The following is a 19,973-nucleotide window of genomic DNA, read 5'->3' as shown; positions in this document are numbered from 1 at the left end:
GATAACCGTAAAGTAGCGGATAGCTCAGGCCACAATTAAGCAAACAACACGTACACAAAAAGACAAGCACATAAAATTATGGAGAATAAAAGACCGGAAGGAAAGACAATAGCAGAAAGCCCTTTCTTTAAAAAAATACTTGAAAAAGCAGAAGGTTACCTGAAGCGTCCCTCCAAAGTGGCCCAGCTGGTAGCGGATGTCCTGAAAAAAGCGTCAGCTAACAAGGGAGTAGGCGCTCTGGCCGGAGAAGTGTGGGAAAACCTTATACTGCTGACACGCATGATAAAAGCAGCCATGTCCGGTGAGTACAAAGGTATTCCTTCTGCTACGCTGGTTGGCGGCATTGCCGTTCTTATCTATTTCATTTCGCCAATTGACCTTATCCCGGACATGATTCCGGTAATTGGCTTGTTGGATGATGCCACGCTGCTGGCCTGGTTTATAGCAAGTATAAAGACGGAACTGGACAAGTTCAGGGACTGGGAAGCAAGCCGCCCTGCTAAGGCAGAACCTGTTGCAGCGCAGCACACCACTGAACCGCACAATGCGGATACCTCCTGGGGCACTCCGAAGTACAGCGACAGAACAGGAGGCGATGTAGAGACACAAACACGAACAGACGTTTAATTTAAATCAGATACCACTATGGAAACAAACGATAAAAACCAGGAGCAAAATCAACCTAAAGACAAGCATTCGTCGCAGGGACATAAAACAGATGCAAAGGGCACTGTTACCAACACACGGGAGGAAACGTTACGCTCAGCTACCACTGACAGCACCCGTGTGCCTAAAAAAGGAACTGACGATGGCCCCACTGGCGGCAATGTTCGTTAACGTTATATAACTATTCAATTGCAGCGGCGGCAGGTTCTTACAAAACCTGCCGCCGTTTTTTTGCACTTCTTTGTTGCACCTTTGTTTTCATTAAACAGGTTATGATGCCTTTACAGAAGCTAAGGCATCATAAGATATAGTACAATACAAATACATTAATTTAAACAAAAACATATAAATCATTTACCGTTAGACTTTTTTTAAGGAAATTATTCTATATATTTGGTCGTAAGATTTTGTACTTTAACTCTTAGCCTAGTGTCATCATCATTCCTTCGCCTTTCTTCCGTTAACTTGCACATTGATGGAATCGGGAAAGTTCTGTTTGAGCGGAGCGACAAAGCCAAACGCCTGAGCATTAGTGTGCGCCCCCTCAAGGGAGTACGGGTAGCCGTGCCGCCGCACATCAGTTTTGAGAAAGCTGAACAACTTATTTACACCAAAGCCGACTGGATTAAAGAGCACCAGTCACGCATGCAGCAGCAGGAGGAGAAGTTAACCGTATATACCCAGGACTCTGACTTCAGAACAAGATTCCACACCCTGCGCCTGCTCACCCATGCCCGCTATGATATGCGCTGCGTAATCGAGAGCGAGTACATCAACATATTTTATCCCGCCTTTAAAGATGTGCGCGACCCGGATGTACAGAAGTTTATCCGGAAGTCAATTGAGGAGGTATACCGCAAAGAGGCAAAACAATACCTGCCGCAGCGGGTAGCTTATTTTGCCGATAAGTTCGGGTTTCAGTACCAGAGTGTGTTCATCAAGAATGCCAAGTCGAGATGGGGTAGCTGCTCCCACAACAACAACATAAACCTGAACCTGCACCTCATGCGCCTGCCCGATGCCCTCTGCGATTATGTTATTCTGCATGAACTGGCGCACACCGTAGAGAAAAACCATGGCCCGCATTTCTGGGCACTGCTGGACCGTGTTTGCGGCGACTCCAAAAAGCTCGACAACAAACTGAAAGCATACCGCATTTCCATCTTCTAAAAGCTACTCTATCGATTAAAACTTTACTAAACCCCTTACAGGCAGGCAATTCCTGCTACCTGAGCATTTATCAACACATCAGACAGTGCTTTACAGGCCTGCTGCGCCTTTGCCTTCAGCCGGAGCACGACGCATTCATGCGCCTCCTCTGGACAAATAAAAAAGCGGGGATTGTTGGCTCCCCGCTTTTCTTTTATTACATCCTTTAAAGCACTTGCACTGTTTTAACTGGCCTGCCGCATGGTGTGCGCAGACACATAATCAATAAAATCGCCCACTGTGTTTATAGGCACCTCGTCCGGAATGGTAATATGAAAATTCTTCTCCACCTCCAGGATGATATCAACCAGGTCCACTGTGTCAAAGCCAAAATCCTGAGACAAGCGCTTATCAGCTTGTAAACGGTCAGGTTTTATCTTTTTGGTTCTGCTAATGATACGGAACACCTCCTTCTCAATAGCGCTATTTGTTATAAGCATAGCATAGGGTTATTAAACTGTGTATTCTCTTACTTTTCCATTCACCGGCACGCCACCATTATCAGGGTGTTTTAAAGCACCGGCAGCGGCTCTGTTATTCTTTCCTATTATCCTGTCTTTCAGTCGCTCATTCAGGAGGTACATTACCGGCACAATCAGCAGCGTAACCAGTGTCGCGAAGCCAAGCCCGAAGATAATGGTCCAGGCTAGTGGCCCCCAGAAGGCAACACTGTCGCCACCCAGGAAGAAGCCAGCCTCGAACTCGGTAAACAAGGTATAGAAGTTAAAGTTTAAGCCAATTGCCAGCGGAATCAGACCAAGTATGGTGGCCGTTGCTGTCAGCATAACAGGGTTCAGGCGTGTTTTACCTGCCTCCACAATGGCTTCTTTCAACTCCTTCCCCTCTTCCAGCAGGATGTCTGTAAACTCAACAATCAGGATACCGTTTTTCACTACAATACCAGCCAGCGCCACAATACCCACACCTGTCATTACAATAGACATGTCCATTCCGAAAATCGTGAAGCCTAACAGCACTCCTATGATACTGAACAGCACCTCCGACAGGATGATGAACGGCTTGGACACCGAGTTAAACTGCGTCACCAGAATCAGGAAGATGATGCAGAAGGCTGCCACCAGCGCAATCATCAGGAACTGCATGGTTTCCTGCTGCTCCTCCTGCTGCCCTCCCATACCGATTTCGTACCCTTCCGGCGTCTCAAAATTCTGAAGAGACTGCTCTATCTGCTGCACTACTTCGTTGGCGTTGTAGCCAGCCAGCACGTTAGACTCCAGAGTGACCACACGCTTCAGATCTTTGCGCTTGATGCCTCCATAGGTAGTAGAGTAATCAATCGTGGCTACAGACGACAACGGGATTTGCCGAATCAGCCCTGAGTTCATGTCGCGGTACGTAATGCGCATGTCCATCAGAACGTCGATGTTGTCGCGGTATGGCGCTGCATACCGTACCTGTATCGGGTACTCTTCCTCATCCAGTTTAAACTTTGATGCCTCTGTGCCGAAAATGGCGGTGCGCACCTCCTGCCCAATCTGCGCTGTGGAAATACCTTCGCGGTTCGCCCGCTCCCGGTCAATGTTGATCACAATTTCAGGCTTGCTGTCTTCCAGATCGGAGCGTAAGTCCTCGATGCCCTCTATCCCCTGCTGGTCTATGTACTGCTCTACCTGCTTCGACAGTGCAATCAGGCCCTGAAAGTCCTCCCCGGCAATTTCCACTGAAACAGGTTTTCCTACCGGCGGCCCGCTTTGCTCTTTCTCCACGGTGATGTCTGCTCCAGGTATTCCCTTCACAGCCTCCCGTATCCCGGTCAGGTATTCGCTGGTTGATTGCTCGCCCTCACGGTCTTTATACTCAACAAAGGCAACGGTAACCTTTCCTTTGTGAGATTGTGGTGTGGTGGAGCGATCACTCTGGTCGCCGGCCCCGATGGCTACATTGGAAATAATGGACTCCACATCCGGATTATTCTGTCCTATCACGCTGTAAATGCGCCGCTCCACCACCTTGGTCACAGAGTCCGTTACGGCCTGATCCGTACCAATGGGCATGTTGATGTACGTGTATACAAAGTTGGGCTGGCCCTGCGGGAAAAACTCTACTTTAGGCGGCCGCAAGGCCGTCAGGGCAACAGAGAAAATTAACAGGACGAAGATGCCGACAAACACCCCGATTGGCCGCCTGCCCACCAGCATCCAGCGCAACAGCCTTTCGTAGCCGGACATAAAGCGCGGCAGCACACGGTTCTGAAATCCTTTAATCAGCCCTGTAAGCACATACTTGTTCAGCAACACCAGCAGCACCAGCAGCAAGACCAGGTTTGCTGTACCGTACCAGCCTGCTATGTATCCTGCAATCACCACAACAAAGCCCAACCCTATCAGCATCCAGAAGGCTTTACCAGAGCGGGAAGCTTCCTCGTGCTCACTGTGCTTTTTCATGAAAGAAGCCGCAAACACGGGGTTGATGATAAAAGCCACTAACAGCGACGACACCAGCGTTACGATAAGGGTAATAGGCAGGAACTGCATAAACTTACCTACCACACCCGGCCAGAAAAGCAGCGGGAAGAACGGGGCGATGGTGGTAAGTGTACCGGCCAACACGGGCACAAACACCTCTCCTGCGGCAACCTTCGCTGCTTTTACGATGCTTAAGTTGGTGGTGTGGTAAATACGGTGCGTATTCTCGATCACCACAATGGCATCGTCCACTACAATACCCAGCGCCAGCAGGAAGGCAAACAGCACAATCATGTTCAGGGATATGCCGAAGAAGTAGAATGTAAGGAAGGCCACGAACATGGAGATAGGCACCGACAAACCGACGAAGAGCGCGTTGGTCGTACCCATAAAGAACATCAGCACCAGCGTTACCAGCACAAACCCGATGATGATGGTATTTATCAGGTCGTTCAGGGTATGGCGCGTCATTTTCGACTGGTCCCCTGTAATGGTAATAACAAGATCGGCGGGCAGGGTAGTACCCTGCATCTCCTCAATCGTTTCCCGTATCTTGTCAGAGGCTTCGATGAGGTTCTCCCCACTGCGCTTCACCACGTTCAGGGTAATAACAGGCTTGTTGCCCAGGCGTGCATAACTCTCCTGCTCCTCAAACCCTTCTTTCACCTCTGCAATATCACGGAGTTTTATGTTGGCACCGGCTACCGAGCGGAGCACGATATCGCCAATTCTATCTGGGTCTGTGTACTGGCCTACCACGCGCACCGAGCGCTTTGCTTCGCCCACCGTTACGTTACCACCCGAAATGGTCATATTTTCCCTTGCGATGGCATTCGAAATGTCGGTAAAGGTTACCCGGGCAGCCTGCATTTTGTACATGTCCACGTTTACCTGCACCTCCTTATCCAGCGCCCCCACCATGTCTACACGCGTGATCTCGGGAAAGCCTTCAATGCGGTCCTGCAGGTCCTCTGCATACTGCTTCAGTTGGTCCAGACTGTAGTTACCGGCCACGTTCACGTACATAATCGGAATTTCAGAGAAGTTTATTTCCTGCACGTTCGGCTCCTGGTCCAGGTCTGTTGGCAGGCCGGTACGGGCTTTGTCCACCGCGTCTTTCACCTGTTGCTTTGCCTCCGGCACTTCCACATCGGTCTCAAACTCCACAGTAATAATAGAGAAGTCCTGCAGGGAGTTTGAGGTGACCCGCTTCACGCCGTTGATAGCTTTTATTTCTTTCTCCACAGGGCGCGTTACCAGGTTTTCCATATCAGAGGGAGAGGTACCCGGGTAAACGGTCGCCACCATCACGGTCGGGATCACAACGTCAGGGTAGTTCTCTTTCTGCAGGTTGATGTAAGAGAATATCCCTACCAGCGTGATAATGATGGTGACAATGTAGACACTCGTTCTGTTATCTATAGACCAACTGGTTGGCTTGAACTGTTTCATAGTCTCTAGGCTTAAATTTCTATTTCCGGGTCAGGCTGTTCTCTGTGAATACAACAGGCTGTCCTTCGTTCACATTCTGGTATCCTGCTGTAATCACCCTGTCGCTGGCAGAAAGGCCGCTCAGCACTTCCACATTTCCGCCGTAGTTCATACCGGTTTTGATTTCCTTGCGCGTGGCAATGTACTGGCCGTCCTGCTCCTGCGCCACATACACATACTCTGCCTTCTCATCTTTCTGCACCAGGTTTACCGGCAGCACAATGGTGCCCTCGTTTTTATAATCCTGGATGCGCACCACCGCCACCATGTTCGGGCGCAGCGTAACGTCCTTTGTGTTTTTCGGCCGAAGCTCCACGGTGAAAGTGCGGCTGGTCGGGTTAATGAACTGGCTCACCACATCCACCCTTGTTTCTATCTCCTTGTTCAGGTCCGGGAAGAACACAACTGCCTCATCATCTTTATTTATCTTCGTCTGGTATGCCTCTGATACTTCCGCCACTATTTTACCGCCCTGCAGGTTCACCACCCGGATAATGCCGATACCTGGTGACACAGCCTCTCCGGCATTCGGGATCACCTCATCCACCACCCCGCTCACCGGCGCTTTGATGTTGTACTGGTCACGCTGCTGCTGCAGGGTAGCCAGGCTCCGCTCCAGGGCCTCCTTGTTGTTTTTAGCAGTGAGGTACTGCATTTCCGTGCCGATCTGCTGGTCCCAAAGGTTTTTCTGCTTCTCATAAGCAATCCGGGCCAGTTCCAGGCGTGTTCTGAGTTCGGCGATGTTCTGCTCCACCACCTGCGCATCAATGGTTGCCATGGTCTGCCCTTTCGACACCCGGTCGCCGCGCTGCACGCGCACACTCGTGAGCACACCCGGGACTCTGGCGCTCACCAGCACGTTCTGGTCAAACGCCACATTGCCCTGCACCTCCAGGTAATGGCGGAAAGTATCCTGCTCCAATGATGCCACCGATACCGGCACCGTTTTCTTTTGCGCCGCCACGGTTCTGCCTTCCGTTTTCAGTTCAGCCTCCAGCGCGGCAATCTGCTCCTGCAGGGCTGCCTCCTGTGCTTTCAGTTCCTTCAGCTGCGCCTCTTTGTCGTTGTTACTGCTGCTGCAGGCTGCCAGGCTTAGCAGCACGGCCACGTATGATATCCCTATGAATCGTTTCATGTTCTTTTTAAGCAAATGATTTTTCCGTCGTTCTATTTTGATAATAAGGTGCCTGTGGCTCTGTCTAAGTTTACTTTCGCAATCAGGGCATCATACATGGCGGCGTAGTAGTTTGTCTGGGCCTCGCGCAGGTCTGTTTCTGCATTCACCACCTCCAGGTTGGTGCCTACGCCTTCCTGGAACTTGATCTTGGCCACGCGGGCTATCTCCTGCGCCAGTGCCATGTTCTCCCGCTGCGACTCCAGCACATCCAGTGCATTTGTCAACTCCACAGAGGCCTGCTCCAGCTCCAGGTCAATGCTCTGAGTAAGTGTCCTGAAGCCCAGCTTGGTGTTCTCTACTGCTATTTTGCCTTGCTGCACCTGGTAGTGCTTGCGCAAGCCGTCGAAGATGGGCAGTTGCAGCTGCCCTCCCACATAGCCGAATTCCAGCCAGTTGCCTGGCCGGGTAATGTTGCTGAATTCGTTGCTGGCAGTTATGTAGCCGTACCGGGCATTCAGGTACAGCTTTGGCAGGTAACCGGCTTTTACTCCCTGCAGCTCAAATTCTGCCAGGTCGCGCTGTGTTTCCAGTATGGAATATTCAATGCGGTTGGAATAGTCAAAGTTCTGCGGCCTTACCTTGCTCACATCCACCTCCACTTCCGCCAGCTCGTCTGTCAGCAGAATCGCCTGCTTCTGGTCAATGCCCATCTGAAACTTGAGCAGGTTTTCGCTGAGCGCCATCAGGCGTGCTGTCTTCTGCTGCTCTACCTTCAGGTTATTGAGTTGCACCCGCAACCGGTCTACATCCAGCTTCTCGGCTACACCGTTTTCGAACATAATGCGGGTCTGGTACAGCAGCGTATCGAGCCGCACCAGGTTCTGGTTCAGCAACTCAAAGCGCTCACGGTTTACCAGTACCCCATAGTATGCCTTTGACACCTGGTCTGCCACCTCTATTTCGCTTTGTATGGTCGTTTTTCGGGAGAGTTCGGTATAAGTCTTCGCCGCCCTCAGGCCAACCAGGTAAGTGCCATCGAACAACAACTGGCTGCCTGTTACCGTCGCGTTACCGGTATAGGCGGGCGTAAATGTAACGGGCACGAAAGTGCCCGGCTCCGGTGCGTTGGGGTTGGCCGGGTCCTGAAAGAACTCTGCGGGCAGGAAGCTCTGCTGCTGAATAAAGTTATCGCCTACCTCCACAGCACCATTTATCTGCGGCAGCCCCGCCGCCCTTATCTCGCCGACCTGGGCTTTCGCAATGCGTTGCTCATTGCGGGTTGCCTGCAGGCTGGCGCGGTGCAGCAATGCATAGTCAATGCTTTGCTGCAGGCTGAAAGACTGTGCGCCCTGGCCACTGGCCTGGAACGTGCCCCACAACAAGAGAAAAGCTGCTACCAGGCTGATTTTAATTTTCATAAATTATTTGTTCAGTAGTGGGTCGTATTATTCTTCTTCAGTAATGTGCTTGTACTGGTTAATCAGTTTATGCCCTTTCAGGGTGGCTATTCCCAGCATATAGTGCTCCAGGCCATCTTTCTGCACTCTCGCTATATCAAACTCATAAGGAGGGAAAAGCTGCGCATCAAATGGCATCTCAATCATCACCAGCCGCAGGCGGGCTATGGTCTCTACATCCAGGTCCTGCCGGAAGAGCCCCTCCTGCATGCCCCGGCGGATGTTTTGCCTTATCATTTCCAGTATGAAGCCAGCCTTGTGCTGTTTCCATAGCTCCCAGCTGGTGCGGTGGTACTTCTCCAGGTCATGAAAAATGGAAGGGTGAATGCTGGTGAAGATTTTCTTTGTCATTTCCATGGCAAGGAACAGTTCTTCGATGGCATTGCCAGCTTTCTCAACGTCCGCCTGGCAATCCTGCTCCACAAACGCGAGGTATTTGGCCAGCGCCTCGTATACCACCTCGTCTTTGTTCCTGAACCACTTGTACAAAGTCTTTTTCGACACGGCCAGGTGCTGGGCAATGTCATCCATCGACACGCTCTTGATGCCCCGCTGGCGGAACATATTAAAGGAGCCTTCTAGGATTTTACTTCTGGTGTCTGTTTTCTCTACTGTCTCCATATCCTGAATCTGCGCAAAACTATGGAAACGTTTTTAATAGCCAAAGTTTCCTGCGTTAATTTATCATTAACCAGAAGGTGCACACTATGTTTATTTAAGCTTAAAACACAGCTACTTACAAATTTCGAAAAGTGTACTCTTAACTCGTAAACAGGAGTAAAAAAGGATGAACAGGCAATAACATCAGGCGATTTTCTCGAATATCAGGAGGAAATAACGGGCCCTGCCACGCAGGTAGCGGCCGCCATATCAGAAGATTCACATTAGAAAAATTTTTATCAGATGCCATTGCCGCAGGCACCTCAACTGTGGCTTGCTGCATACAGCGAAAACCCTGTAAATTATTATCTTTGCGTACTATGGTGGAGAACATACAACAAATAGCACACGAAATAGAGGCAGCGCCGCTTACGAACGCTGCCGAACTGGAGCATTTCCGCATTGCTTATATAGGCCGCAAGGGCCGCATAGCCGCCCTGTTCGATAACCTGAAGCAGGTGGCACCCGCGCTGCGCCGGGAAGTGGGCCAGCAACTGAACAGCCTGAAGAACCGCGCACAGGAGCGCTATGACCTGGCACAGGAGCAACTGGCCAGCGCCGCAGACCAGAACACGGACACCGGATTTGACTTCAGCCTGCCAACGGTGCCCAACACACTGGGCACGCGCCACCCGCTCTCGCTGGTGCGCCAGGAGATAGTGCGCATTTTTGAGCGCATCGGCTTTAATGTGGCAGAAGGCCCGGAGATGGAAGATGACTGGCATAACTTCTCCGCCCTGAACTTCCCGGAGAACCACCCGGCCCGTGAGATGCAGGACACGTTCTTTTTGAGCGAGAACAAAGGTAAACTGCTGCGCACGCATACCTCCACGGTGCAGGTGCGCCTGATGGAGACCAACCAGCCACCTTTGCGCAGCATTATGCCGGGCCGTGTGTACCGCAACGAAGCCATTTCGGCACGTGCGCACATGGTGTTCCACCAGGTAGAGGGCCTGTACGTGAACAAGGGCGTGAGTTTCAAAGACCTGAAAGAAACGCTGTATTACTTCGCCAAGGAGATGTTCGGCCAGGACACGCAGATCCGTTTCCGCCCGTCGTTCTTCCCCTTCACGGAACCAAGCGCCGAGATTGACATTACCTGCTTTATCTGCAAAGGCGAAGGCTGCAACATCTGCAAAGGCAGTGGCTGGGTAGAGATTGGCGGCTCCGGCATGGTGGATCCTGCCGTGCTCCACAGCTCCGGCATCGACCCGGAAGTATACTCTGGTTTTGCCTTCGGCATGGGCATTGAGCGTATCACAATGCTGCGCTACCAGATAAAGGACCTGCGCCTGTTCACTGAAAACGACGTACGCTTCCTGCGCCAGTTTGAGGGGGTAATATAATTTTGAATGATGACTGAGTGGATGAGTGAATGTTTTGCCGTACTTTAAGTGGTTCTTAAGTACTGCAAAGCGTTCACTCATCGTTTTTACAGAAACGTATGAAGCTATGAAGCTAGAGGACATCAAAACCATTGGCGTAGTAGGTGCCGGCACCATGGGCCAGGGCATTGCGCAGATTTGTGCGCAGGCCGGTTTCAAAACCATCTTATTCGACATCAATGGGCAGGTACTGGAAAAAGCAGAGACCATTATCACTAAAAACCTGAACAAGGGTATTGAACGCGGCAAGCTGACAGAAGAGGAAAAGCACACAGCGCTAGAAAACCTGTCCTTTACAGGCGACACGCTTCAGCTTAGCTGCCACGTCATCATCGAGGCTGTGGTAGAACGCCTGGAGGTGAAGCAAAGCATTTTTAAGGAACTGGCCAGCATGAACCCGGCCGAAACCATCCTTGCCTCTAACACCTCCTCTATTCCTATCACGCAGATAGCAGCGTCCATTCCCACCCCTGCACGCGTGGTTGGCATGCACTTCTTTAACCCGGCCCACATCATGAAGCTGGTAGAGGTCATATCGGGTGCCAATACTGCCCCGGAAACGGCCGAAACCATAAGAGCATTGGCGCTGCAACTGGGCAAGACGCCTGTGATGGCCAAAGACTCTCCGGGCTTTATCGTGAACCGTGTGGCCCGCCATTTTTATGTGGAGGGGTTAAAGCTGCTGGAAGAGGGTGTAGCCGACGTAGAAACCATCGACAAACTGATGCAGGCCAGTGGCTTTAAGATGGGCCCGTTTGAACTTATGGACCTGATAGGTGTTGATACTAATTATTCGGTTACCACCTCTATGTACGAGGCATTTCATTATGATTCAAAGTTCAGACCAAGCCGCATTCAGCAACAGAAAGTGGATGCCGGGCACCATGGCCGCAAGTCGGGCAAAGGCTTTTATACCTATAAGTAAACTGTGGGCGCTGTGTGCTTTCCTGCTGCTGTTTTCCACTGCCTGCAGCGACGATAACGGCGTAGGTCCCCGGATACCAGAGGTGTTTGTAGACGAGCAGATAAATGTGAACAGCCAGTTGTACCCGGGCCTGCGCCAGGACAACGGCTACGCCTATATCAATGGCGGCTACAAAGGCATCCTGGTGGTGCGCCAGCATGCAGGGCAGTATCTTGCTTTTGAGCGCGCCTGCACCTACGACCCTACTTCCACCTGCTCCGGGGTAGAAGTAGACGCCTCTAATCTCTTTATTGTAGATGCCTGCTGCGGCTCACAGTTCAACCTGCAGGGCAATGTAACAGGCGGACCGGCGGTATACGGCCTCCGGCAGTACCGAACTGCCCTTGCCGGCTCCCTGCTGTATATTTCAAACTAATTTTTTTTCTTCTGATTTACAGGAAATTAACAGAAGATGTAAAAGTTTTTTTTGACCTACACTTGCGTGCTAAGGAAAACCGCCGTAATATTGCACCATCAATCAGCGGGAAAGCTGCTGAAAACAAATAAAATTCCTCCTTAGCTCAGTTGGTTAGAGCACATGACTGTTAATCATGGGGTCCCTGGTTCGAGCCCAGGAGGGGGAGCAAAAGCCACTTACGAAAAATCATGAGTGGCTTTTTTGTTTGCAGGCATTTTGCCTGGGGTAAGCTGAAAAAGTCCCCAAAGCCTTCTAACCCGGAAAAGCTTTGGGGACTTTTTCAGTTTGTACCGTATCGGTAATTATTTGACAGAGTAAACGTAGGTAATTCTCTCAACAGAACCTTCTGCAAATAATATTAATCATGCTACCGGATACCCTGCCTCGTTGTGAATATAATGGCACTCGTAATCATGACTCCCTACCCTTGATTCACTGTACACTTATTCACGATGGATGATATTGTGCGGACTGAAAAGGGCTTCGTTTGTTAATTCTGAATAGCCAAAATCAGGAGCAGTTTGATTGGGGACTACAGGCAGCGTTCATTCTACTATCTGTCCAGCCATCATACTCTCTTCTCTTTTCCCCTGAGATTACATTATAGATAATGTAAGCTTGATTTTCGTTGCTGTAGGTATAAAGTATACTCCAAAAGCCAGTCTGCCTCCCTGGGTATAGCTTCTGAGGCACCATCTCTGTCAATGAATCAGTCCAAAAAACCTCATTCCTGATTCAGACCTGCCATATATATTATTAAAAATCCACTGTAGTAAAACATTTTAATATATAAATAAGTAGATAATACTCTCGAAGCTTTTTCCTGATACTGAAGCATGTGTTAGGAGAAGCTACTTTTTACCATTGCCAAGACACACAGAGCCATACAAATGCAGGTGCTGAAGACCAGGCACACCTAAACCAGGTGGCTTAAGCCATTCTCCTGCACAACATGTATTGAAGGAATTACCTATATCTTGTTCTTATGATTCTATCTAAAGGGGACTTAGCTGAAACCCAGGAGCTATCCTCAGAAATTTGTATCATTGGTGGAGGCCCGGCAGCTATTTCGGTGGCACTTAGCTTTTCTTCCACAAGGCACAAGGTCATCCTGATTCCAGGGGGTGGCTGGACGCAAACTCTGGCAAACCGCGACTTGTATAAAGGTGTCGTCACGCAAAAGGGCTCTCATGAGCCACCGGAGCAGATGCGAAGACGGCAGTTTGGAGGGGGCTCTGCAGTGTGGGCAGGGCGCTGCGTGCCTTTCGATGCCATTGACTTCCGGCCACGCCCCTGGGTGCGTGAAAGCGGGTGGCCTGTTTCCTATGAGCAAATGCTGCCATACTTCCAGAAGGCTTGTGACGTCTGCCAGATCGGGAACTTTGATTTTGACACGCACACTGTTTTCCCTGGAAAGCAGCAGGAGATTATACCCGGACTTGATTCTGTTGACTTCACTTCCACGTGCCTGGAAAGGTGGAGTCCGCCTGTTCACTTTGCTAAAACTTATAAAGCCGTTTTAGAGAACAGCACGAATATACAGGTGCTGCTGGATGCGCATGCTTTGTCTTTGAAAATGATGCAAGGCAATGGTAAGGTGACACATATAGAAGTGGCGGCAGGAGAAAGGAGGATGAGTATCTCAGCCGATTTCTTTGTGCTGGCAACTGGTGGAATCGAAAATGCCAGGCTGCTTTTAGCTTCCGCTAACGAATACTTTCCTACAGGACTGGGCAACCAACACGACAATGTGGGCAGGTATTATATGACACATATAGCCGGCACTTATGCCAAACTCAACCCCTACAACAGGGACAAGGTACTGCTTGACTTTGAAAAAGACAGGGACGGTGTTTTTTGCCGCAGGCGCTGGTGGATGCCGGAAGCCACTCAGGAAAACAGGAAGTTGCTGAATACTATTTTCTACCTGTCCTACTCTAAAAGCCTGACTGAAAACCGGGGTGCCGTATTTTCTGCTCTGTACAAGGCAGCAAAAACTTTGGTAGATCTGACAGGTGCCAGGAAAGCACTCCGGAAGATTGTTCAAAAAACCTGTCAGGCCCCTGTCCTCCTGGGCGGAATCTATAAACTGGGGCTTCCGGCTTTGCTTCCATCCAGAACGAGCAGGTACTGGGGGCTTTTCTTCCAGGCGGAGCAGGTGCCGAACCGGGAAAGCAGAATCACATTGTCTCCAACACACAAAGATGCTTTCGGGGTACCCAGGGTAGAGGTTCACGTGGCCTTTCAGGATATTGATATTGAATCGCTGGTAACAGCCCATAACCTTTTCGCAAAAAGGTATGAAGAAAGCGGTGTTGGAGAAATTATCTACAGTGAGGAAGGCTTCCGGGAGTATCTTAAAAACAAGCTGGCCAACTATAACTCCTATGCACACCACATGGGCACAACACGCATGTCAGCAGACCCCAGAACAGGAGTGGTTGACAAGCATGCAAAAGTATATGATATAGACAACCTGTTTGTTGCCGGCTCCTCCACTTTTACAACAGGAGGGCATGCCAATCCTACTGTTACGGTTGTGGCACAGGCTCTAAAGCTTGCTGATCACCTGAAGGCAATACTTCAGTCTAAGCCTGAACCCGTGCACAATGAAGAACCCCTCCACAATACCCTCGAGCTTGCTTCTTAAATATCCTCTGGCATAGCCTTATCCTTCCCAAAAGATGAACAGGACTACCTGAGCAGGCAAAGCTGAATAGCCAATATAGTCTGCGTTTGGCTGCTCAGGCGGTATGTAACAACAGGCACCGGAAAAAGCTTTGAAAGTAACAGTTCCGCTAAAGGAAACGCAAATATAATCCCAGGAGAATACCTATAAATATATAATATACTATATATTTGCATTATGATATACAAAGGATGATTTGTCTTATCTCAAGGACTTATCCTTCGCATGTCATGGATTTTGCTTGCCCATAACCTAAGCCATCAGACCTGTTTTACATATGAAAACTTACTTATTTCACCTGCTTGTTTTGCTTTTTACAGCAACGACAGCATTCTCACAGGAAAAATTCAGCAACATTACTGCGTCACTGGAAACGGTAGGGGAAACAGCTACTGCAGCTAACTTTGTGGTGGCAGCGAGCAGCCAAAAAAGTCATGTCATTTTCAACTCCATCCAACCGGTCACGGTAAAGTATAAAGACTCGCCCTGGTTTTTGATGGTGGTGGATGTACCTGATGAAAAGCAGGTGATACACTTTTCACAGAAACAGCTTGAGGCAATCCAGGCTATTGTTGCAGCCAAAGACGGGAAGACACACTATCTGGAGGTCACTAACTTTTTCGAGGTTTACAATGCCAGAGACAGGGTTGAGATTAACCAGCACTTTCTGAACAATGTAAAGTTTGCCATCAGTAAAAAGCACTGGTACAAGAACAACGCAGTGTTTATGGTGAGCTCCACGTTGGTGGACGATAAGCATGTGATCAGGTTTCAACTGCCCTTTGCCAACAACATGAGAATTTGCAGGCATGTAAAGGCTGTCCACAACTTAAAGGAAGAATTTTACGAGGCAACCCCAGCCGACTTTTTAAGCCTCTTTATTTCCAATCCATCTCCGGCAAACATACGTGTAAGCGCTAACTGATAGCATACATGCCGCGCATAAAACTGTGTTACTGAACTTATCGCAAAATCAAGGAAGGAAAATCCTGGCTGCAGATATGATAATGTAACGCGCACGTGCAGAGAACACAGAAGCTACTCTTAAGAGTGGCTTCTGTGTTCTGGTTCAGCAGATATCAGGTCCAGTACAGAACAGGTGCATCCGGGAAGCGTTTTTTCAACTCGCTCTGGAAAAAGCTACGCAGCATGCTCATGGTTACTGCCGGGTATACATACTTTTTGCCGCCAAACTTATTGAACTTCATGGCACGGTTGCTTTCGTCAAAGTCTATGCTTGTATTAGGGTACCACTCCTGAAGGATGGCCTTGGAGCCAGCTGTAAACCGGTGGCTGATGAGCTCAAAAGTTATATTACAGGTAAAGTCCAGTGCCTGCTCCAGCCTGTCCAGCAAATCTGAATACCGCGCCTCCCAATCCGGGACAGGCATTATAGGCGCAATTACCAGGCCTACTTTATAACCACCTCCTCCTTCTGACTTCGGCAAAGCCAGTTTTCTTACGGCTGCCAGGCGGGCCTCCAAAGAAGCTGTGCCTCCTTCCATTCTTCTGGCGATAAAGTCTGTGTTGATACTGATACGGGGGTGCGTGTTGCCGTTATGAGGCAAAGCCAGCAGCCCGCCTACCTGGTCGAACTTAGAGACCCAGCGCAGGTTCATATCTTCCTGCTCACCAAAGAAACGTATGGTTTCTGCCAGGCTTCCTGTCAGGTGCTCGATACCCAGCGGGTCTGTATAACAACTTGCCTCGAAGGTAGTAACCTGGTTTGTTTTCTTATACTGGCGCAGGTTCTGCAGTATGGCAGGCAAATTGGCAAAAGCCCTGATAACGGGCGGCCCCTGCAAGCTACCCGCCAGGTAGCAATACTGGCAGTGGGCGGGGCACCCTTCCGCCAGATGGAACTGCCAGTCGGCCGAGGGCGGAATTGGTTGCAGTTTTAATGCGCTTGGCGGTGCTGTTACAATGGCCAGCGTATTCTTGGCCTTCCGGTAAGTTTCCCGTTCGTCTTCGCCCCGAAGCCCTGTCAGCCTGTTCTGCTTTAACTCCTGCACAGGCAGCCCCAGCGCCTTTACACGCTCGTACATCTGCCTGCCCCAGGACTCCTCCATCGCAGCTGGCGTAATAAGCACCTGCCTGGGCATCCATAACTTTGCGGTACCTTTACTTAATTTTACAACTGCTTTTTCCTGAACTGCTTCCATCAAAATTCTTTTCCGTTTAAGTATCTGTAAGCACGCAAACAACCCCTGCAACTGGTTCATATGGTGCTACTAACTAAACATATCCACCTCCTCTTTGATTCAGAATTCAGCCCCACACTTTATTTTTAACCACTTGATTATCAGTACATTAAATATTGATTTAAATAAACATTTAAGGTGGATTAGCTGTTATAAAAACGTATGCAGAAACTCAATCCATCTACTGTTTTTTACACGCCTGACGCGCTGAATGAGCGTGGAAAAAAGGCTTTACTCGCTTATCCTGAAGCAGTTCACCAAGAGGTAAAACAGCATAACCGGCTGCCTGAACTTGAGGGGAATCATTACCAGGTAAAATCGAATGTGCTGGTACTGGGGCGCCTGAAAACCCTGGTGTGCCGTGAAAGCGGCCGCAGCTCAGATTTTATAGCACCCAGTCTTGCCAATGGCTGTCTTGGTGCCTGCGCCTACTGTTACGTAGACCGGAACAAGCCTGTAAACCCTGTCACGCTTTTCACGAACACAGAGGAAATACTGGCAGCCATAAACAAACACGTGCAGAAGCAGCCGTGGCCTAAGGTGCCAAATCAAACGCATGCCCACTACTACACTTATGACATTGGCTGTAATTCTGATGTCTCGGTAGATGCCACCCTGTCTGACAGCGTAGCGGAAACGGTGGCGTTTTTCAGGCAGCACCCAAAGGCATTTGCCACTTTTGCCACTAAGTTTGTTAACCCGGAAATGCTGACATATGACCCGCAGGGCAAAGCCCGCATTCGGTTTAGCTTATTGCCCCAGAAAATAAGTAAGCTGGTAGATGTGCGAACAGACTCGCTGGAGAAGCGGCTGGCTGCCATCAACGACTTTTATCAGGCAGGCTATGAGGTGCATGTTAACTTTTCGCCGGTTATTGTGTATGAAGGCTGGCTGGAGGACTACAGAGAACTGTTTGAACAGCTGAATCAGGTGGTGCACCCGAAACTGAAGGAGAGCATGAACTGCGAAGTGATTTTCCTGACGCATAACCAGTGGCAGCATGAGCTCAATATGTCTATCAACCCGAAAGCAGAGGAACTGATATGGTACCCGGCTATACAGGAGACAAAGCAAAGCCAGTTTGGAGGCATCAATGTACGTTACCGCCACCAGTTAAAGGCACGCTGGATAAGCGAGTTCAGGCAGTTACAGCAGGAGGTTATTCCCTGGTGCGCTATCCGCTATATCTTTTAACCAAATGCAGAAACCTTAGCTTCTGCGCATCTGTACCTGCAGCGTTTTTCCGGCCTGAGCGGTGTCGGGGCAAAACAAAGTGGCCCACCAACAGGAGCACATGGTAAAACATGACTCCCATTGGTGGGCCACCGGCATTTAAAACACTGCTGCTTACTTCTGAATTTGCTCTATATTATTCAGCCCCAGCACCTCGCTGGTGTGCTCTCTTACCTCCTCCAGCAGTTGGGCATTATCACCAAGTGATTCACCAAAAGACGGTATCATCTGCTTCAGCTTAGCCTGCCACTCGCTGCTGTTCATCTCATTTTTAAAGCAACGCTCCAGGAGCGTGAGCATAATGGAAACTGCGGTAGAGGCCCCTGGCGAAGCGCCCAGCAAGGCAGCGATAGAGCCGTCTGCTGCACTCACTACTTCTGTTCCAAACTCAAGCACACCACCGTGCTTCGGGTCTTTCTTAATAACCTGGACACGCTGCCCGGCCACCTCCAGTTCCCAGTCTTCTCTCCTGGCCTCCGGGTAATACTCCCGTAGGGCTGCCAGGCGATCTTCAGGAGACTGACGCACTTGGTTAATGAGGTACTTGGTAAGCGGTATATTCTTGATACCGGCTGCCATCATGGGGCGCAGGTTACCAAACTTGATAGATTTGGGCAGGTCAAGGTAAGAACCGCTTTTCAGGAACTTCGTCGAGAACCCGGCGTAAGGGCCGAACAGCAATTCCTGCCTGCCATTGATCATCCTGGTATCCAGGTGCGGCACAGACATAGGCGGTGAACCTACTGCAGCCTTTCCGTACACTTTTGCCTGGTGCTTCTTTATCACATCAGGGTTTGTGCACTTCAGCCACTGGCCACTTACCGGGAAGCCGCCATAGCCTTTGCCTTCCGGTATACCGGACTTCTCAAGCAAAGACAGGGAGCCGCCTCCTGCCCCTATGAAAACAAATTTTGCATAAACCTTTCGCTTCGCCCCGGAGGCTCTGTCCTTTACCTTTAATCGCCAAGTACCGCCAGGTTCCCGGCGCAGCTTGCGCACTTCGTGATTGAAATGCATGGTTACGCCCTCCATTTCCTGCAAGTGGTTGAACATGCACCGCGTCAGCTGCCCAAAGTTTACATCGGTACCGATATCCATGCGGGTAGCCGCCACTTTTTGTGATTTATCGCGGCCCTCCATAATGAGGGGCATCCACTCCTGCAACTGCCCAGGGTCCTCAGAATACTCCATCCCTTTAAAGAGATGGCAGGTGGTAAGGGCAGCATAGCGCTTGCTCAGAAAATCAACATTCTTTTCGCCCCATACAAAACTCATGTGGGGTGTGCTTCTGATAAAGGACTCTGGAATCCGGATAAGATCATTTTCTATCAGGTAAGCCCAGAACTGCTTCGATATTTCGAAATGCTCTGCAATTTTAACAGCCTTAGAGGTTTCGATAGAGCCATCGGGAAGCTCCGGTGTATAGTTCAGTTCACAGAAAGCAGAGTGGCCCGTTCCGGCATTGTTCCATGCGTCAGAACTTTCTGCCGCTGCTACATCCAACCGCTCAAAAACTTCCATTGTTATATCAGGTTGCAGTTCTTTAAGCAATACACCCAGTGTGGCACTCATGATGCCCGCACCAATCAGAACCACATCAGGACCTGCTTCTGCAGTATTTTTACGCTTAATCATATATATAAGTAGTTACAAAAGAACATTCTGTTTCTAAAGGGATCTTTGCCTAATGAAGGATACGGTTTTTATCCAATTATGACACTAAAATCACTCTTATTGCAGACAAATTACGGAGAAAGAAGGCAGCAAAAAACGTGCTTGCTTGTAATTTCCGCAGTATTATAGCAGCAAAATTATCTAATATTAAAAAAAGAAGCAGATTTTTTATCCAATTTAGTTGGAAAAAGCATAGCCTTGCACAGCCATCGCAACCCTTTCTGCTATAAAGCTACTTCACTTGCCTTAAAATAGTTGTACAAGAGCATAGAGTATCTGCCATTTTTTCATGCTCTTAGAAACGGCTCCCACGCCTGATAATAAAGTTGTGCCTCCTTCAGGCAGGCACTCCAAGTCTGCTTTGCTTCCAAAGGATAAAGTTG

The 19,973-nt window shown here is 49.6% G+C and carries 16 protein-coding genes and 1 tRNA gene; 10 read left to right on the top strand and 7 right to left on the bottom strand.

Annotated features, from left to right (window positions below; genetic code table 11):
* The first annotated feature begins 78 nt into the window (after nucleotides 1-78).
* The 3 genes from ACYVB1_RS17665 to ACYVB1_RS17655 all read left to right on the top strand — a co-directional run bounded on the left by ACYVB1_RS17665 (nucleotide 79) and on the right by ACYVB1_RS17655 (nucleotide 1,836).
* On the top strand, nucleotides 79-627 hold the full coding sequence (locus ACYVB1_RS17665) for a YkvA family protein (RefSeq protein ID WP_460925121.1): 549 nt from the start codon (nucleotides 79-81) through the stop codon (nucleotides 625-627).
* Nucleotides 628-645: 18 nt separating this feature from the next.
* Entirely contained in the window at nucleotides 646-837 is a 192-nt protein-coding gene (locus ACYVB1_RS17660; protein ID WP_460925120.1) for a hypothetical protein, read from the top strand.
* Nucleotides 838-1,095: 258 nt separating this feature from the next.
* Nucleotides 1,096-1,836, top strand: a complete 741-nt coding sequence (locus ACYVB1_RS17655; protein WP_460925119.1) for a M48 family metallopeptidase — start codon at nucleotides 1,096-1,098, stop codon at nucleotides 1,834-1,836.
* A gap of 224 nt (nucleotides 1,837-2,060) precedes the next feature.
* Here the strand turns inward: ACYVB1_RS17655 and ACYVB1_RS17650 are convergent, their stop codons facing one another.
* Genes ACYVB1_RS17650 through ACYVB1_RS17630 form a run of 5 tightly spaced genes read right to left on the bottom strand, consistent with a single transcriptional unit; the run spans nucleotide 2,061 to nucleotide 8,987 of the window.
* The gene (locus ACYVB1_RS17650; protein ID WP_460925118.1) at nucleotides 2,061-2,315 is read right to left on the bottom strand and encodes an acyl carrier protein; all 255 of its coding nucleotides are present in this window, start codon (nucleotides 2,313-2,315) and stop codon (nucleotides 2,061-2,063) included.
* Nucleotides 2,316-2,327: 12 nt separating this feature from the next.
* Entirely contained in the window at nucleotides 2,328-5,753 is a 3,426-nt protein-coding gene (locus ACYVB1_RS17645; protein ID WP_460925117.1) for an efflux RND transporter permease subunit, read from the bottom strand.
* 19 nt (nucleotides 5,754-5,772) lie between these two features.
* Complete coding sequence (locus ACYVB1_RS17640) at nucleotides 5,773-6,927, bottom strand: efflux RND transporter periplasmic adaptor subunit (protein ID WP_460925116.1); 1,155 nt, start codon at nucleotides 6,925-6,927, stop codon at nucleotides 5,773-5,775.
* A gap of 32 nt (nucleotides 6,928-6,959) precedes the next feature.
* Nucleotides 6,960-8,327, bottom strand: coding sequence for a TolC family protein (locus ACYVB1_RS17635; RefSeq protein ID WP_460925115.1), 1,368 nt, complete (start codon nucleotides 8,325-8,327; stop codon nucleotides 6,960-6,962).
* Between the two features lie 27 nt (nucleotides 8,328-8,354).
* Nucleotides 8,355-8,987, bottom strand: a complete 633-nt coding sequence (locus ACYVB1_RS17630) for a TetR/AcrR family transcriptional regulator (RefSeq protein WP_460925114.1) — start codon at nucleotides 8,985-8,987, stop codon at nucleotides 8,355-8,357.
* A gap of 359 nt (nucleotides 8,988-9,346) precedes the next feature.
* On the opposite strand from ACYVB1_RS17630, the gene pheS reads away from it, so the two are divergent.
* The 6 genes from pheS to ACYVB1_RS17600 all read left to right on the top strand — a co-directional run bounded on the left by pheS (nucleotide 9,347) and on the right by ACYVB1_RS17600 (nucleotide 15,407).
* On the top strand, nucleotides 9,347-10,372 hold the full coding sequence (gene pheS, locus ACYVB1_RS17625) for a phenylalanine--tRNA ligase subunit alpha (protein WP_460925113.1): 1,026 nt from the start codon (nucleotides 9,347-9,349) through the stop codon (nucleotides 10,370-10,372).
* 106 nt (nucleotides 10,373-10,478) lie between these two features.
* Nucleotides 10,479-11,336, top strand: coding sequence for a 3-hydroxyacyl-CoA dehydrogenase family protein (locus ACYVB1_RS17620; protein WP_460925112.1), 858 nt, complete (start codon nucleotides 10,479-10,481; stop codon nucleotides 11,334-11,336).
* Entirely contained in the window at nucleotides 11,296-11,751 is a 456-nt protein-coding gene (locus ACYVB1_RS17615; protein ID WP_460925111.1) for a Rieske (2Fe-2S) protein, read from the top strand. The genes ACYVB1_RS17620 and ACYVB1_RS17615 overlap by 41 nt, the downstream gene beginning before the upstream one ends.
* 134 nt (nucleotides 11,752-11,885) lie before the next feature.
* Nucleotides 11,886-11,959 (top strand) — tRNA-Asn (locus tag ACYVB1_RS17610).
* Nucleotides 11,960-12,778: 819 nt separating this feature from the next.
* Entirely contained in the window at nucleotides 12,779-14,443 is a 1,665-nt protein-coding gene (locus tag ACYVB1_RS17605; protein ID WP_460925110.1) for a GMC oxidoreductase, read from the top strand.
* Between the two features lie 316 nt (nucleotides 14,444-14,759).
* Nucleotides 14,760-15,407 (top strand): hypothetical protein, encoded by a 648-nt coding sequence (locus ACYVB1_RS17600; RefSeq protein WP_460925109.1) that lies wholly within the window; start codon nucleotides 14,760-14,762, stop codon nucleotides 15,405-15,407.
* Nucleotides 15,408-15,561: 154 nt separating this feature from the next.
* Here the strand turns inward: ACYVB1_RS17600 and ACYVB1_RS17595 are convergent, their stop codons facing one another.
* Nucleotides 15,562-16,644 carry a spore photoproduct lyase family protein gene (locus tag ACYVB1_RS17595; protein ID WP_460925108.1) on the bottom strand — a complete coding sequence of 361 codons (1,083 nt, stop codon included), beginning with the start codon at nucleotides 16,642-16,644 and terminating at the stop codon, nucleotides 15,562-15,564.
* A 201-nt stretch (nucleotides 16,645-16,845) separates the two neighbouring features.
* Here ACYVB1_RS17595 and ACYVB1_RS17590 point away from each other — a divergent pair, with 201 nt between their 5' ends.
* Nucleotides 16,846-17,877, top strand: a complete 1,032-nt coding sequence (locus ACYVB1_RS17590) for a spore photoproduct lyase family protein (RefSeq protein ID WP_460925107.1) — start codon at nucleotides 16,846-16,848, stop codon at nucleotides 17,875-17,877.
* Nucleotides 17,878-18,030: 153 nt separating this feature from the next.
* Here the strand turns inward: ACYVB1_RS17590 and ACYVB1_RS17585 are convergent, their stop codons facing one another.
* Nucleotides 18,031-19,551: a malate:quinone oxidoreductase gene (locus ACYVB1_RS17585; RefSeq protein WP_460925106.1), complete on the bottom strand. Its 1,521-nt coding sequence runs from the start codon at nucleotides 19,549-19,551 to the stop codon at nucleotides 18,031-18,033.
* Between the last annotated feature and the right edge of the window lie 422 nt (nucleotides 19,552-19,973).

Source organism: Pontibacter brevis (assembly GCF_054779655.1).
Note: the sequence above shows the minus strand (reverse complement) of the source record. Positions and strands in the feature narration are given on the sequence as shown.

Bases quoted from the DNA above. Each gene is read 5' to 3' on its own strand.
- ACYVB1_RS17635 (WP_460925115.1), bottom strand. From the start codon at position 8,327: ATGAAAATTAAAATCAGCCTGGTAGCAGCTTTTCTCTTGTTGTGGGGC.
- ACYVB1_RS17615 (WP_460925111.1), top strand. From the start codon at position 11,296: ATGGCCGCAAGTCGGGCAAAGGCTTTTATACCTATAAGTAAACTGTGG.
- ACYVB1_RS17590 (WP_460925107.1), top strand. From the start codon at position 16,846: ATGCAGAAACTCAATCCATCTACTGTTTTTTACACGCCTGACGCGCTG.
- ACYVB1_RS17600 (WP_460925109.1), top strand. From the start codon at position 14,760: ATGAAAACTTACTTATTTCACCTGCTTGTTTTGCTTTTTACAGCAACG.
- ACYVB1_RS17650 (WP_460925118.1), bottom strand. From the start codon at position 2,315: ATGCTTATAACAAATAGCGCTATTGAGAAGGAGGTGTTCCGTATCATT.
- ACYVB1_RS17595 (WP_460925108.1), bottom strand. From the start codon at position 16,644: ATGGAAGCAGTTCAGGAAAAAGCAGTTGTAAAATTAAGTAAAGGTACC.
- ACYVB1_RS17665 (WP_460925121.1), top strand. From the start codon at position 79: ATGGAGAATAAAAGACCGGAAGGAAAGACAATAGCAGAAAGCCCTTTC.
- pheS (WP_460925113.1), top strand. From the start codon at position 9,347: ATGGTGGAGAACATACAACAAATAGCACACGAAATAGAGGCAGCGCCG.
- ACYVB1_RS17605 (WP_460925110.1), top strand. From the start codon at position 12,779: ATGATTCTATCTAAAGGGGACTTAGCTGAAACCCAGGAGCTATCCTCA.
- ACYVB1_RS17640 (WP_460925116.1), bottom strand. From the start codon at position 6,927: ATGAAACGATTCATAGGGATATCATACGTGGCCGTGCTGCTAAGCCTG.
- ACYVB1_RS17660 (WP_460925120.1), top strand. From the start codon at position 646: ATGGAAACAAACGATAAAAACCAGGAGCAAAATCAACCTAAAGACAAG.
- ACYVB1_RS17585 (WP_460925106.1), bottom strand. From the start codon at position 19,551: ATGATTAAGCGTAAAAATACTGCAGAAGCAGGTCCTGATGTGGTTCTG.
- ACYVB1_RS17620 (WP_460925112.1), top strand. From the start codon at position 10,479: ATGAAGCTAGAGGACATCAAAACCATTGGCGTAGTAGGTGCCGGCACC.
- ACYVB1_RS17630 (WP_460925114.1), bottom strand. From the start codon at position 8,987: ATGGAGACAGTAGAGAAAACAGACACCAGAAGTAAAATCCTAGAAGGC.
- ACYVB1_RS17645 (WP_460925117.1), bottom strand. From the start codon at position 5,753: ATGAAACAGTTCAAGCCAACCAGTTGGTCTATAGATAACAGAACGAGT.